Genomic DNA, 14,492 nt, shown 5'->3' with positions numbered 1-14,492 from the left:
TTCAACTCCGGGCTGACGAACCTATGGTGTCTGTGGATTCCCCAGGCCGATCACCGACAATTGCCGGCCATAGCCCGCCTCGCCGCGCAGGCAGGCGCGGCGATAGCTGAAATAATCATCCGCTTCGGCGCATGTATCCTGCCCGCCGATCGCGACGGTGCCGACGCCTGCCGCGGCGAGCCGCGCGGCGACATAGGCGGCGATGTCGAACATCGCATGGCCGGGGCGGGCGGCGGCGAAGAAATGCTCGTTCGCGGGGTTGTCGGACAGGAAGCGCTCTACGAAGCCGTCGTCGACTTCGTAGGAGGCGCGGCCGATGCACGGACCGATCGCGGCGGCGACGCGATCGCGGCGGGCGCCGAGGCTTTCCATGGCGGTCAGCGCCGCGTCGGTGACACCGGCGATCGCGCCCTTCCAGCCGGCATGGGCGGCGCCGACGACGCCGGCTTCGACGTCGGCGAACAGCACGGGGACGCAATCGGCGGTCAGGATCGACAGCAGGATGCCCGGCGTGCGCGTCGCGAGCGCGTCGGCTTCGGGGCGGTCGGACGGATCGCTCGCCTCGTCGACGATCACGCAGCGGTTGCCATGCACCTGATAGAGTCCGGCGAGCGCGGCGCCCGGCAGCACCGCATCGGCGACACGGCCGCGGTTTTCGGCGATCAGCGCCGGATCGTCGCCCGAGCCGAGCCCACAATTGAGCGAGGCGAGCTCGCCCGTCGACACACCGCCGCGCCGCCCGAAAAAGCCGTGCGGCACGCCCCCGAGCGGCGCCGCGGTGGTAAAGGGCGGGCTCACAGGTCGAGTCTCCAGATCCGGTCCTCGTCGATATGATTGCCGACGCGAAAGGCGTTACGCCCCACGTCGACGAAGCCGTAGCGGCGATAGAAGGCCTGCGCGCGGTGGTTTTCGCTGAACACCGACAGATAGAGGATCGACGCGCGCTCACGCGCCCAGGCGATGCCCCATAGGATCAGCGCCGCCGCGACGCCGGTGCCCTTCGCCGCTTCGCCGACATAAAGCTGGTGGAGCTCGGTCGCGCCGTCGTGCGGCTGGCCCGGCGGCAGGGCGAAGTCGATCGGGCCGAGCTTGACGAAGCCGAGGATCGTGCCTTCCGCATCGCGGACGAGCGCGATCGTCCAGTCGGGATCGGCGATCTGCGCCGCGATGCGGTCGGGCGGGTTCCACTCCGCGAGGAAGGCCGAAAGGTCGGCGGGATCGTAGATATGACCGAAGGTGTCGACGAACGAGGCTTCGGCAAAGGCCGACAGCGCTTCGGCGTCGGCAAGCGTGGCGGTTTCGACGGCGATCATGCGGCACCTCTCAGATTGGGGAAGCCTTCGGGGGTCGGCCAGCCCGATGCGTGTACCGCCATCACCTTGAAGAGTTCGCCCATTTGCTGCGGTTCGACCAGCCGGTCGCGCTGGCCGCGAAGGTCGTCGGCGCGGCCGGGCGCGGCCTTGGCGAGCGCGGCGAGCCGCGCGTCGAGCCCGAGCCGCCGAAGCCATTCGCCCTGCCCGACGGGGCCGAGGACGCGCGTGCCGGCGTGGCGCGCGGCAAAGGCGAGCGCGGCGAAATCGACATGCGCCGTCAGGTCGATCTCGCCCGGATCGGCGAAGGGGTCGGCAAAGCGATGCGCCTTGACGGCTTGCAGCGTGTCGCCCGCCGCGGGGCCGCAATAGCCATAGTCGATGGCGAGCAGCGCGCCGCCGCGGCGCGACAGACGAAAGGCGCAGCTCTGCATGACCGCGGCGGCGGCCGGCGCGGTTTCGACGATCGTGCCGACGGGCTGGTGCCGCAGCCCGGGGGGGACGGCTTCGTCGGCGGGGACGTCGCCGGGCCTTGCCGCGAGCCGTCCCGCCTCGCGCGCCACCATCCGCTCGCGCCAGCCGCCGTCCGTCATTTCATATTGATGGATCGGCAGCGCGTCGAAAAATTCATTGGCGACGATGATCGGCGCGACATCGTCGTCGAGCTCGGAAAGATCGGCGTGATGCCGGGCTTCGGGAAGGCGCGATGCCTGCGCCGCGCGCAGCGCCGGGCTCGTCTCGACCAGATGGACGCCCTGCGGGACGCAGCCGAAGCGCGCCATCGTCCGCAGCGCGTCGGCGGCGAGCGTGCCGCGTCCGGGGCCGAGCTCGACATAACGGAAGGCGGGCTGGCCTGCGCGCTGCCACAGGTCGGCGATCCAGATGCCGACCATTTCGCCGAACATCTGGCTGATCTCGGGCGCGGTGGTGAAGTCACCGTCTGCGCCGAGCGGGTCGCGCGTCGCGTAATAATGCGCGTTCGCCGCCGCCATATAGTCGGCAACGCTCATCGCGCGCTGCGCGGCGATCTGGAACATGAGGTCGGCCGGCGTCGGTGGACCGTCAGGCAACGCTGTCGGTCCCCGCGACGGGCTCGACGCGCTGGCGGCGGTTCTTGGCCGTCGCGACGAGCCAGACGCCCGCAACGAGCATCGGGATGGTCAGCGTCTGCCCCATCGTCAGCCCCCACGGCAGCGTGCCGAGCTGGGCATCGGGTTCGCGCACATATTCGAGCGCGAAGCGGCTGAGGCCATAGATGATCGCCGCCATGCCAAAGAGGAAGCCGGGCTTGTAGCGGGCATCGGTGCGCCAGAAGAAGAAGGCGAGGATCGCGAACATCACGAGGCCTTCGAGCCCCGCTTCGTAGAGCTGGCTCGGGTGGCGCGGATCGAGCGTGCCGCTGTGCGGAAAGATGATCGCCCATGGCACGCTGGTCGGACGCCCCCACAGCTCGCCGTTCACGAAATTGGCAAGGCGGCCGAAGAAGAGGCCGAAGGGGACGACGCAGGCGATATAGTCGCAGAAGCGCAGAAAGCTGAGCTTTTCCTTCTTCGTCACATACCAGATGGCGATCAGCACTCCGGCGACGCCGCCGTGGAGCGACATGCCGCCGTCCCACAGCCGCAATATCTCGATCGGATTGCGGACATAATTGCCGAGGTTGTAGAAGAGGACATAGCCGAGGCGTCCGCCGACGATGATGCCGAGCATCGCATAGAAGATCATGTCGTCGGCGTGGCGGCGCGCCATCGGCGCGCCGGGCTGGGCGATCAGGCGCAGCAAATACCAATAGCCGACGAAGATTCCCGCGAGATAGGCGAGCGCATACCAGCGGATGGGCCAGCCGAAGACGCTGAAGGCGATGCTGCTGTTTTCGCCCATCAGATCGTTGAAGTTCACATATTGCGTTGCTTCCGCTAGGAGCGCAGAAAATGTCATAAAGTCTCGGACCTTCCCCAGGAGAGGCCTTCCCCATAAGGGGTAAGTGCTGCGAGACCAAGAGGAGAGATATTCCATGCCATCCGCGCTCGATCTGCGCCTGGAAGCCGCGTACCAACTGATCACCGGCCCGGGCGGGCCGATCCAGGTCGGAACCATCGAAAAGGACGGGCGCGAGCTGCCCTTCATCACCAATGCGCCGTCGAATCTGGTCGATTATGTCGCCTATTTTTGTGCGCAGCATGGCGACGCCACCTTCCTGGTCGAAGGGCATGAGCGGCTGAGCTTCAAACAGGTCTATGCCGCGGCGCGCAAGGTCGCCGCGGGGCTGGTCGAGGGGCATGGCGTGAAGCGCGGCGACCGCGTCGGGATCGCGATGCGCAACGCCAATGCGTGGTGCGTCGCCTATATCGGCATCCTGATGGCGGGCGGCTGCGCGACCCTGCTCAACGGCTGGTGGCAGGGCGGCGAACTCGCCGCGGGGATCGAGGACAGCGAGGCGAAGCTGGTCATCGCCGACCCGCAGCGCGCCGAACGTCTCGCCGGCGTGGCGCATGGCGCGAAGGTCGTCACGCTCGACATCACGCGCCCGATCGACGAGGCGATCGCGCCGATCACGAGCGCCGGCGGCAGCGAGGCGACCGCGCTGCCGCAACTCGGCCCCGACGACCTTGCGACGATTCTCTTCACCTCGGGCTCGACCGGCCAGTCGAAGGGAGCTTATTCGCGGCATCAGGCGGTGGTGCAGGGCATTTTCAACTATGTCACCCAGACCGCGAGCATCGTCCATCTGCTCACCGAGGACGGGCTGATGTCGGACATCCAGCCCGCGACGCTGATCTGCACCCCGCTGTTCCACGTCACCGCCGAAATCCCGGTGTTCCTTCAGAGCTTCGCGCTCGGGCGCAAGCTGGTGTTGATGCCGAAATGGAATGCCGAAGAGGCGATGCGGCTGATCCAGGACGAGCAGGTCAATTATTTCGTCGGCGTGCCGCTGATGAGCTATGAAATCCTCGTCCATCCGCACCGTTCGAAATATGATCTGTCGACGTGCAAAAGCTATGCCGGCGGCGGTGCTCCGCGCCCGCCCGAGCATGTCAAGCGGCTGTCGACCGAAATGGGCGAGGGCAAGCCGCTGCTCGGCTATGGCCTCACCGAAACCAACGCCGTCGGCTGCGGGATCATCAACGAAAATTATCTCGAAAAGCCGACCTCGACGGGGCCGGCGTCGAAGCCACTGGTCGACCTGGCGATCCTCGACGAACAGGGCAAGCCGCTCGCGCAGGGGCAGGTGGGCGAGGTCTGCATCCGCTCGATCTGCAATTTCGAAGGCTATTGGAACAATCCCGAAGCGACGAAGGCCGCCTTCTTCGACAATGGCTATTTCCGCACCGGCGACCTCGGCTACCTCGACGAGGACGGCTATCTGTTCATCGTCGACAGGAAGAAGGACATCATCATCCGCGGCGGCGAGAATATCAGCTGCCAGGAGGTCGAGGCGGCTATCTACGAACATCCCGATGCCAAGGAATGCGCGGTGTTCGGCCTGCCCGACGAACGATTCGGCGAGGTCGTCGGCGCGGTGGTGTGGATGGCGCCGGGCAGCAAGGCCGACGCGGCGATGCTGCACGAATTTCTGTGCGAGCGGCTCGCGCCGTTCAAGGTGCCCGCGAAAATCTGGATGGCGAGCGAGGCGCTGCCCAAGCTCGGCAGCGAAAAGATCGACAAGGTGAGCCTGCGCAATCATTATCGCGAGGAATATGCGGCGGAGCTTGCCGCGTAACCAAAGGCCGCAAGGGAGCGAACAGGGATTATGGCCCCGCCGGATACCCCCGACGCTCCCCCCCAGTCGCCGCCGGCGGGGTCGACCGTTTCGCACGATCGCGCCGCGCCGCGCCGCGTCTATCGCCACCGCTTGCCGACGCGCATCTGGCATTGGACGAACGCGCTGACCCTGCTCGTCCTGCTGATGAGCGGGCTGATGATCTTCAACGCGCACCCGCGCCTCTATTGGGGACAATATGGCGCGAACTACGATCATGCGTGGCTCGCGATCGGGGCGACCGAGACGACGGGTTTTCTGCGCGTCGGCAGCCTGCGGGTCGAGACGACGGGGGTGCTGGGGCGCTGGACGGACAAGGATGGGGTAGAGCAGACCTGGGCCTTTCCCGGCTGGGCGACGATCCCGACGCGCTACAGCCTCGCCGATGCGCGGCGCTGGCATCTGAGCTTTGCGTGGGTGCTCGCGATCGCGCTGACGCTTTATATGCTGTGGAGCGCGTTCGGCGGGCATTTGCGCAAGGATCTGCACGTCCGGCGCGGCGAATGGTCGCCGCGGCACATCTGGCAGGACATCAAGGATCATGCACGGCTGCGCTTTCCGGCCGGCGAGGCGGCGGCACGCTATAATATCCTGCAGAAGCTGTCGTATATCGGGGTGATCTTCATCCTGTTGCCGCTGATCGTCGCGACCGGGCTCACCATGTCGCCGGGCTTCAACGCGACCGCGCCGTGGCTGCTCGACCTGTTCGGCGGGCGGCAATCGGCGCGCTCGATCCATTTCATCGTCGCATGGCTGCTCGTCGCCTTCTTCCTCGTCCATATCGCAATGGTGCTGCTCGCAGGGCCGGTGAACGAGGTGCGGTCGATGCTGACCGGCTGGTTCCGCCTGCCGAAAGCGAAGGGCGAGGCCGAATGAGCGACCTGATCCTTCCGCGCCGCGACCTCATCCTGCGCGCCGGCGGCCTTGTCGCCGCGGCGGGCGCGCTGCCGCTGCTTTCGGGCTGCGATGCGATCAACGATGCCGAACCGGTGCGCAAGATCCTCTCGCTCGGCGAGGAGATGCACTTCGCGAGCCAGCGCGCGCTGACCGACCGTGACGCCCTCGCGCGCGAATTCACCCGCGCCGACCTGTCGCCGGTGTTCCGCTCGAACGGAACGCGGATGCCGGCGGGTGCCGACTATGCCGCGCATGTCGCGCGCGGCTTCGCCGACTGGCGCCTGAAGGTGACGGGGCTGGTCGCGCGGCCCTTGTCGCTGTCGATGGCCGACATCCGCGCGATGCCGCAGCGCACCCAGATCACGCGCCACGACTGCGTCGAGGGCTGGAGCGCGATCGGCGAGTGGACGGGCGTGCCGCTGCACCGCGTGCTTGCAGCGGCGGGGCTTCGCGACGGCGCGCGCTATATCGTCTTTCGCTGCGCCGACCGGATCGGCGACGCCGATTATTACGAAAGCTGCGACAGGGTCGATGCGCTGCATCCGCAGACGATCCTCGCCTGGGCGCTCAATGATAAGGTGCTGCCGATCGCCAACGGCGCGCCGCTGCGCCTGCGGATCGAACGCCAGCTCGGCTACAAGCACGCCAAATATCTGACCGCGATCGAGGCGGTCGCAAGCCTCGACCGGATCGGCGCGGGCAAGGGGGGTTACTGGGAAGATCGCGTGGACTATGAATGGTATGCTGGTATCTGACTCCAACTTTCACGATTGGAAAGATCGCCTATGTCCATTCTCCGCCCCTTCCTTTCGCGCGTCATCCGCCAGGGCCAGCTGACCGTCATCGCCCCCGACGGATCGCGCGAAGTCTTCGGGACGCCCGCGGCCGGTTTCCCCGACGTGACGGTGCGTTTCGCGAGCCGGAAGGGGATGCGCCGGATCGTCCTCGACCCGCGCCTCGGCGCTGCCGAGGCTTTCATGGACGGCGAGATGGCGATCGAACAGGGCGACATCATGGAGCTGATCCAGTTGCTGCGCGCCAATACGCCATGGGATCGCGGCAGCAAGCTCAAGGACCGCGGTCCGGTGGGCGAGGCGATGGACTGGATCAAGACGCGGATCAATTCGATCAACCGCCGCAGCCGCTCGCGCGCGAACGTGGCGCACCATTATGACATCGGCAACGATCTCTACCGCCTCTTCCTCGACGCGGATATGCAATATAGCTGCGCCTATTGGCCGCGCGAGGACATGACGCTCGAGGAGGCGCAGGAGGCGAAGAAGGCGCATATCGCGGCGAAGCTGGCGCTCGCGCCGGGACAGCGCGTGCTCGACATCGGCTGCGGCTGGGGCGGGATGGCGATCACGCTCGCCAAGCTCGCCGACGTCGAGGTGCTGGGCATCACCCTGTCCGAGGAACAGCTCGCGCTCGCTAGGGAACGCGCCGCGGCGGCGGGGGTTGCGGGCCGCGTGCGTTTCGAGCTGATCGACTATCGCGACCTCGCGGAGCGCGAGGCCGGACGCTTCGACCGCATCGTCTCGGTCGGCATGTTCGAGCATGTGGGTGCGCATAATTTCGACACCTTCTTTCGCGCCTCTGCCAATCTGATGACCGCCGAAGGGGTGATGCTGCTCCACACGATCGGCCGCTTCGGCCGCCCCGGATCGACCGACGCCTTCACCCGCAAATATATCTTCCCCGGCGGCTATATCCCGGCGCTCAGCGAGACGTTGGCGGCGAGCGAAAAGAGCCGGCTGATCGTCACCGACGTCGAAACGCTCCGCCTGCACTACGCCTTCACGCTGCGCCAATGGTATGCACGCACGCTCGCGCACCGGGACGAGATCGTCGCGATGATGGGCGATCGCTTTTTCCGCATGTGGACCTTCTATCTGGCGGGCGCGACCGCGGCGTTCGAAAGCGGCGGCATGGGCAATTACCAGATCCAGTTCGCGCGCAGCCGCCACGCGCTGCCGCTGACGCGCGATTATATGGCGGCGGCGGAAGCAGCGTATCTCTAGCCGCTTTCTTTCGGCGCGTCAGGCTTGGCACCCAGCCGTGATTGCCATTGCGCGGCGCGTGGCGCCCTGCTAGCCGCGCCCGCGTTCACACCAGCCAAGGGTTCCCGCCATGTCCGAGTCCATCAAGCGCGTCGTCCTCGCCTATTCGGGCGGTCTCGACACCAGCGTGATCCTGAAATGGTTGCAGGTGACCTATGGCTGCGAGGTGGTGACCTTCACTGCCGATCTGGGGCAGGGCGAGGAGCTTGAGCCGGCGCGCGCCAAGGCCGAGCTGATGGGCATTGCGCCGAATCATATTTTCATCGACGATCTGCGCGAGGAATTCGTGCGCGATTTCGTCTTCCCGATGATGCGCGCCAATGCCCGCTACGAGGGCGATTATCTGCTCGGCACCTCGATCGCGCGCCCGCTGATCTCGAAGCGGCTTGTCGAGATTGCGCACGAGACGGGCGCCGATGCGGTCGCCCACGGCGCGACCGGCAAGGGCAACGACCAGGTGCGCTTCGAGCTGTCCTGCTATGCGCTCGATCCCGACATCAAGGTGATCGCGCCGTGGCGCGAGTGGGATCTGACGAGCCGCACCGCGCTGATCGACTTTGCCGAGAAGAACCAGATTCCGGTGCCGAAGGACAAGCGCGGCGAGAGCCCTTTCTCGACCGACGCGAACCTGCTCCACACTTCGTCGGAAGGCAAGGTGCTCGAGGACCCGTGGGAAGAGACCCCCGACTATGTCTATTCGCGCACGGTGAACCCCGAGGACGCGCCCGACGCGCCCGAATATATCACGATCGACTTCGAAAAAGGCGACGGCGTCGCGCTGAACGGGCAGGCGATGTCGCCCGCGACGCTGCTCGCGGCCTTGAACGACCTCGGCCGCAAGCATGGCATCGGCCGCCTCGACCTCGTCGAGAACCGCTTCGTCGGCATGAAGTCGCGCGGCATGTATGAAACGCCGGGCGGCGAAATCTATGCGCGCGCGCATCGCGGCATCGAAAGCATCACGCTCGACCGCGGCGCGGCGCATCTGAAGGACGAGCTGATGCCCAAATATGCCGAGCTCATCTACAATGGATTCTGGTTCGCGCCCGAGCGCGAGATGCTCCAGGCCGCGATCGACCATAGTCAGGAAAAGGTCAGCGGCACCGTGCGGCTCAAGCTCTACAAGGGCAATGCCGGCGTCGTCGGCCGCAAGTCGCCGTTCAGCCTCTACAGCGAACGCCATGTGACCTTCGAGGACGACGCCGGCGCCTATGACCAGAAGGACGCCGCGGGCTTCATCAAATTGAACGCGCTGCGCCTGAAACTGCTCGCCCGGCGCGACCGGTGATCGTTCGGCCGGGGACACCCGGCCTCGTGACGCCGAGCAAGACAAGATATTGAATATAGAGGTTCCGCTCTGGAATCATCGCGATTTGGCGCGTGACGCGAATCGGAAAATTTGCTACCCGACTGGCCGCAACAGGGTCGAGATGTGCCAACGGAACCCGTCGCTCGCAGGGCGGCGGCCAAGCGGGATAGTACGCATGGACGAGCCTTCGAATGCCGGTCTTGATGAATATGATTGGCAACCCTGTTCGCTGATTTTCCCACGTATCGGCAAGCTGATGAATCGACAGGGGGTGCATACGCGATTGTTGCTGCCGGGCAGCTATTTTGTTCGCCGCTCGCGGTCGCGGGGTGACCGGATCTATCGCGTTGCGCGTTGAGCGCGGCCGTTCCCAAAAATGCAATGAAGGATTAGCGCGGCCCCGCGACCTGCGCTAAGGGCGGCCGATGACTGCCACCCGCTTCTTTTCCGACAACGCCGCCGCCGTTCATCCGGCGGTGATGGATGCACTGGCCGCGGCCAATCACGTCGATACCGCCTATGACGGCGACGCGCTCAGCCAGTCGCTCGACGGGGCCTTTTCGCAAGTGTTCGAAACGACCTGCGAAGTCGTGTGGATCCCGACCGGGACCGCGGCGAACAGCATCATCCTCGCGCATTTCGTGCGGCCGTGGCAGGGCATCCTCTGCTATGAGGAAGCGCATATCGAGGTCGACGAATGCGGCGCGCCGACCTTTTATTCGGGCGGTGCCAAGTTGATGCCGCTGCCGGGACGCGGCGCAAAGATCGACGCGGACGCGCTGAAGACGCGGCTCGCGGGCATCAGCAAGGATGTGCATCAGGTGCAACCCGCGGCGATCAGCATCACCAACGCGACCGAATATGGGCTGTCGTGGCGCCCCGAGGAGATCGGCGCGATCAGCGAGGTGGCGAAGGCCGAAGGGCTGAAGCTGCACATGGACGGCGCGCGCTTCGCCAATGCCGTCGCCTTTCTGGACTGCGCGCCCGCCGACGTGACCTGGCGCGCCGGGGTCGACGCGCTGTCGTTCGGCTTTACCAAAAATGGCGCGATGATGGCCGAGGCGATCGTCTTTTTCGGCGGCAGCGGCGGTTCGGGGGTGCGCGAGCTCAAGAAACGCGGCGGGCATCTGCTCAGCAAGGGGCGCTTCGTCGCCGCGCAGATCCGCGCGATGCTGAAGGACGATCTGTGGCTCGCCAACGCGCGCGCGGCGAACGCGGGGGCTGCCGAACTCGCGCGCGCGTGCGAGGGACGGCTGATGTATCCGGTCGAGGCGAACGAGCTGTTCGTGCGCCTGACCGCCGACGAAGCCGCACGGTTGCGCGCGGCCGGCTTCGATTTCTATGACTGGGGCGAGGGCGCGGCTCGCCTGGTGGTCAGCTGGGATCAGGACGCCGCCGCCGTGGGGCCGTTCGCCGCGGCGATCGCGGCGCTATGAGCGAGACGCCGCCGACGCTGCTCAGCCCGCGCGTCTTCCTTCCCTTCGCACTCGTCACCCTGATCTGGGGATCGACGTGGATCGTCATCAAGGGGCAGCTCGGCATCGTGCCGCCGAGCTGGTCGGTCGCCTATCGCTTCGGCGTCGCGGCGGCCGCAATGTTCGTTTTTGCATTGCTGCGCCGCGAACGGCTGTGGCCCGGACCGCGCGCGCTTGCCTTTGCCGCGGTGCTTGGCATCGCGCAATTCGCGCTCAACTTCAACTTCGTCTATCGCGCCGAGCAGCATATCACCTCGGGGCTCGTCGCGGTGTTGTTCGCGCTGCTGATCGTGCCCAATACGCTGCTCGGGCGGGCCATGCTCAAGACGCCGCTCGCCGGGCGCTTCCTGCTCGGGGCGGGGATCGCGATCGTCGGCGTCGCGCTGATGATCGTCCACGAATATCGCGCCGCGGCACTCGGTCCGGCGGCGGTCGTCGCCGGGACCGCGCTGACGCTGACCGGCGTGCTTTGCGCGTCGACCGCCAATATCATGCAGGGCACCGCCTTTGCACGCGCGCAGTCGATGATCGTGATGATCGCGTGGGCGATGCTGTTCGGCACGCTCGGCGATGCGCTCTTCGCGTGGATCACCACCGGGCCGCCGGTGATCGAGACGCGCTTTTCCTACCTCGGCGGCGTGCTCTATCTGGGTGTTGTCGCAAGCGCGGTGACCTTCCCGCTCTATTTCGGGGTGATCCGCGCGGTCGGGCCGGGGCAGGCGGCGTGGTCGAGCGTGCTCATCCCGATCATCGCAATGGGCTTTTCGACCGTCTTCGAGGGCTATCATTGGGCGCCGCTGTCGATCGCGGGCGGCGCGGTGGCGCTCGTCGGACTGGTGATAGCGGTGGCGAAGCGGCCCGAGAAGCCGTCGGTCAGCGGCAATATGGTCTCTTTGCCGGTCGAATCCGACGGTTGATCGAACGGCCTTTGCCTGGTTCAAAGAAGAGGCTCGAGTCACAGATATGATAAGGAAATTATTCGCGCTCGCACTGTTCGCGGCCACCGCGCACCCCGCATTTGCCGAGGAGGCCTGTCAGGCCGGCGCCTATCGCGGTTCCGATGGCGATTTCGTCGCGCTCGCCAAATCGACGCTGAACCCCGCCGGCGGGCTGCGCTACCTGTTCCGCGACGGGCGGCGCGGCGCTACGGGCGACGCCGGCTCGCCGGTCCATTGCACCGGCGAGGGAATGCGGGTCGGTGAGGGCACGGCGGCAAAACAATGGACGCGGATCGCCTTTCGCGAAACTCCCGCGACCTTCGACAGCGCGGGCACCGAACTGGCCGGCGTGCTGATCGAACCCGTCGATGCCGGTCCGAAGCGGCCGCTGGTCGTGATGGTGCACGGGTCGGAGCGAAGCTCGCCGATCGGGGGCATCTATGGCTATGCGATGGCGGCGCAGGGGCTGACGGTCTTCGTTTATGACAAGCGCGGAACCGGATCGTCGGAGGGCGAATATACGCAGAATTTCGAGCTGCTGGCGAGCGATGCCGCGGCGGCGCTCGGGCAGGCGCGGACGATGGCGCAGGGCCGGTTCGGGCGCGCGGGCTTCTTTGGCGGCAGCCAGGGCGGCTGGGTCGCCCCGCTCGCCGCGACCTTGACGCCCGCCGATTTCGTTGCGGTCGGCTTCGGGCTCGTCGCCTCGCCGATCGAGGAAGATCGCGAGCAGCTGGTGTCGGAGGTTCGCGCCGCGGGGCTCGGCGCCGATGCCGAGGCAAAGGTCAACCGGCTGTCGCAGGCGACGGCAAAGCTGCTGCTGTCGAATTTCACCGAAGGCTATGCCGAGCTCGACGCGGCGCGCGCGGCGCTCGCCGGCCAGCCATGGGCGAAGGCGATCGAGGGCGAATATAGCGGCGCGATGATGCGGATGGACGATGCGACGCTGCGGCGCATCGGCCGCGCGCGTTTCGACAATCTGGAGCTGATCTGGGACTATGACGCGGTCGCGGCCTTGAAAAAGCTGGAGAGCCCGCTGCTGTGGGTGCTCGCCGGTGAGGACCGCGAAGCGCCGATCGAGACGACGCGCGGCGCGCTGACCGATCTTGCCGCCGCGGGGCGGCCGGTCGATGTCTATCTCTTCCCCCAGACCGACCATGGCATGGTCGAATTCACCACCGATGCGGCTGGCGAGCGGCACATCACGCGCATCACCGACGGCTATCTGAAGCTGCTCGGCGACTGGATGAAGGGCGATGTCGCGGGCCGCTACGGCCGCGCCGAGCATCTGACCGCGAAGGTCAGCCCGCGCTGATCCGCTCGATGTCGGCGCCGACCGCCTGCAGCTTTTCTTCGAGCCGTTCGTAGCCGCGATCGAGGTGATAGACGCGGTTGACCTGCGTCTCGCCCTCGGCCGCGAGCCCGGCGATGATGAGGCTCATCGAGGCGCGCAGGTCGGTCGCCATCACCGGCGCGCCGATCAGATGATCGACGCCGCGAACGATCGCGGTGCGGCCCTTGACCTGAATGTCGCAGCCCATGCGCGCAAGCTCCGGGACGTGCATATAGCGGTTTTCGAAGATGGTTTCGGTGAACAGCGACGCGCCGGTGCCGAGCGTCGCCATCGCCATGAACTGCGCCTGCATGTCGGTCGCGAAGCCCGGATAGGGCGCGGTCGACAAGGTGACGGGTCCGGCGCGGCCCGACATGGCGACGCGGATGCCGCCCTTGACCTCTTCGACCGTCGCGCCGGCCTCGCGCAGCGCGGCGAGCGTCGCTTCCATCTCGCTCGCCTTGGCGCCGACGAGTTCGACGTCGCCCCCGGTGATGACCGCGGCGCAGGCATAGCTGCCCGCCTCGATGCGATCGGCCATGACGCGATAGGTCGCGCCGTGCAGCCGGTCGACGCCCTCGATCGTCAGCGTCTCGGTGCCGATGCCGTCGATCTGCGCGCCCATCGCGACGAGGCAGTTGCACAGGTCGACGATCTCGGGCTCGCGCGCGGCATTTTCGAGCACGCACGTCCCCTTGGCGAGCACCGCCGCCATCACCGCATTTTCGGTCGCGCCGACCGAAACGACGGGGAAGGTGAATTTTCCGCCCGCGAGCCGCCCGCCGGGCGCGCTCGCCTTCACATAGCCCGAGGCAAGCTCGATCTCGGCACCGAAGGCCTCGAGCGCCTTCAGGTGCAGGTCGATCGGGCGGTTCCCGATCGCGCAGCCGCCGGGCAACGACACCGTCGCTTCGCCCGCACGCGCGAGCAGCGGGCCGAGGACGAGGATCGACGCGCGCATCTTGCGCACGATGTCATAGGGGGCAACGGTCGAGGTGAGCGTCGTCGCGCGTGCGGTCATCACCCGCCCGAAATCCTCGGGCCGCGACCCCTCGATCGTCGTCGAGCAGCCGAGCTGGTTGAGCAGATGGCCGAAGCCGTCGACGTCGGCGAGCCGCGGCAGGTTGCGCAAGGTCAGCGGCTCGTCGGTGAGCAGCGCGCACGGCAACAGGGTGAGCGCGGCGTTCTTGGCACCCGAGATGGGGATTCGGCCCTTGAGTCGCTGGCCGCCGCGAATGACGATCTGATCCATCGGGCGTCTTTAGCCGATGCGCGCGGACGTGCAAGCGGGGGCGGTGATTGCGGTGCTCAAGGCGATGTCCGGTGGTGACCGATTGCGGTCATAAGGGTCCTCCCCGGCACGGGGAGGGGGACCATGCGAAGCATGGTGGAGGGGCACCCTCGGTTTACGCT

General features: G+C 66.7%; 14 protein-coding genes. 9 read left to right on the top strand and 5 right to left on the bottom strand.

The window, feature by feature from the left end; all coding sequences use genetic code 11:
• Window positions 1–21 precede the first annotated feature (21 nt).
• Genes pgeF through lgt form a run of 4 tightly spaced genes read right to left on the bottom strand, consistent with a single transcriptional unit; the run spans window position 22 to window position 3,248 of the window.
• Window positions 22–798, bottom strand: a complete 777-nt coding sequence (pgeF, locus tag KNJ79_RS13455; RefSeq protein WP_317151455.1) for a peptidoglycan editing factor PgeF — start codon at window positions 796–798, stop codon at window positions 22–24.
• Complete coding sequence (locus KNJ79_RS13450; RefSeq protein WP_317151454.1) at window positions 795–1,313, bottom strand: GNAT family N-acetyltransferase; 519 nt, start codon at window positions 1,311–1,313, stop codon at window positions 795–797. The genes pgeF and KNJ79_RS13450 overlap by 4 nt, the downstream gene beginning before the upstream one ends.
• Window positions 1,310–2,347 carry a class I SAM-dependent methyltransferase gene (locus KNJ79_RS13445; protein ID WP_394357182.1) on the bottom strand — a complete coding sequence of 346 codons (1,038 nt, stop codon included), beginning with the start codon at window positions 2,345–2,347 and terminating at the stop codon, window positions 1,310–1,312. The genes KNJ79_RS13450 and KNJ79_RS13445 overlap by 4 nt, the downstream gene beginning before the upstream one ends.
• A gap of 25 nt (window positions 2,348–2,372) precedes the next feature.
• Complete coding sequence (gene lgt / locus KNJ79_RS13440; RefSeq protein ID WP_317151452.1) at window positions 2,373–3,248, bottom strand: prolipoprotein diacylglyceryl transferase; 876 nt, start codon at window positions 3,246–3,248, stop codon at window positions 2,373–2,375.
• Window positions 3,249–3,324: 76 nt separating this feature from the next.
• Here lgt and KNJ79_RS13435 point away from each other — a divergent pair, with 76 nt between their 5' ends.
• The 9 genes from KNJ79_RS13435 (at window position 3,325) to KNJ79_RS13395 (ending at window position 13,061) form a co-directional block, all read left to right on the top strand.
• Window positions 3,325–5,031, top strand: a complete 1,707-nt coding sequence (locus tag KNJ79_RS13435) for a class I adenylate-forming enzyme family protein (RefSeq protein WP_317151451.1) — start codon at window positions 3,325–3,327, stop codon at window positions 5,029–5,031.
• 30 nt (window positions 5,032–5,061) lie between these two features.
• Window positions 5,062–5,946, top strand: a complete 885-nt coding sequence (locus tag KNJ79_RS13430; protein WP_317151450.1) for a cytochrome b/b6 domain-containing protein — start codon at window positions 5,062–5,064, stop codon at window positions 5,944–5,946.
• Window positions 5,943–6,722, top strand: a complete 780-nt coding sequence (locus KNJ79_RS13425; RefSeq protein ID WP_317151449.1) for a molybdopterin-dependent oxidoreductase — start codon at window positions 5,943–5,945, stop codon at window positions 6,720–6,722. The genes KNJ79_RS13430 and KNJ79_RS13425 overlap by 4 nt, the downstream gene beginning before the upstream one ends.
• A gap of 30 nt (window positions 6,723–6,752) precedes the next feature.
• On the top strand, window positions 6,753–7,988 hold the full coding sequence (locus KNJ79_RS13420) for a cyclopropane-fatty-acyl-phospholipid synthase family protein (RefSeq protein ID WP_317151448.1): 1,236 nt from the start codon (window positions 6,753–6,755) through the stop codon (window positions 7,986–7,988).
• 109 nt (window positions 7,989–8,097) lie between these two features.
• A complete protein-coding gene (locus KNJ79_RS13415; RefSeq protein ID WP_317151447.1) occupies window positions 8,098–9,315 on the top strand; it encodes an argininosuccinate synthase in 1,218 nt (405 codons plus the stop codon).
• A 196-nt stretch (window positions 9,316–9,511) separates the two neighbouring features.
• Window positions 9,512–9,694 (top strand): hypothetical protein, encoded by a 183-nt coding sequence (locus KNJ79_RS13410; RefSeq protein ID WP_141133913.1) that lies wholly within the window; start codon window positions 9,512–9,514, stop codon window positions 9,692–9,694.
• A gap of 67 nt (window positions 9,695–9,761) precedes the next feature.
• Window positions 9,762–10,772, top strand: a complete 1,011-nt coding sequence (locus KNJ79_RS13405; RefSeq protein WP_317151446.1) for a threonine aldolase family protein — start codon at window positions 9,762–9,764, stop codon at window positions 10,770–10,772.
• Window positions 10,769–11,728 carry a DMT family transporter gene (locus tag KNJ79_RS13400; RefSeq protein ID WP_317151445.1) on the top strand — a complete coding sequence of 320 codons (960 nt, stop codon included), beginning with the start codon at window positions 10,769–10,771 and terminating at the stop codon, window positions 11,726–11,728. Before KNJ79_RS13405 ends, KNJ79_RS13400 begins: the two co-directional genes overlap by 4 nt.
• Before the next feature lie 46 nt (window positions 11,729–11,774).
• Complete coding sequence (locus tag KNJ79_RS13395; protein ID WP_317151444.1) at window positions 11,775–13,061, top strand: alpha/beta hydrolase family protein; 1,287 nt, start codon at window positions 11,775–11,777, stop codon at window positions 13,059–13,061.
• Here KNJ79_RS13395 and murA read toward each other — a convergent pair.
• Window positions 13,048–14,331, bottom strand: a complete 1,284-nt coding sequence (gene murA, locus KNJ79_RS13390; protein WP_317151443.1) for a UDP-N-acetylglucosamine 1-carboxyvinyltransferase — start codon at window positions 14,329–14,331, stop codon at window positions 13,048–13,050. The genes KNJ79_RS13395 and murA overlap by 14 nt on opposite strands.
• Window positions 14,332–14,492: the final 161 nt, after the last annotated feature.

Origin of the sequence: Sphingopyxis indica (assembly GCF_032879645.1) — a bacterium.
Classification (GTDB): Bacteria; Pseudomonadota; Alphaproteobacteria; order Sphingomonadales; family Sphingomonadaceae; genus Sphingopyxis; species Sphingopyxis indica.
Note: the sequence above shows the minus strand (reverse complement) of the source record. Positions and strands in the feature narration are given on the sequence as shown.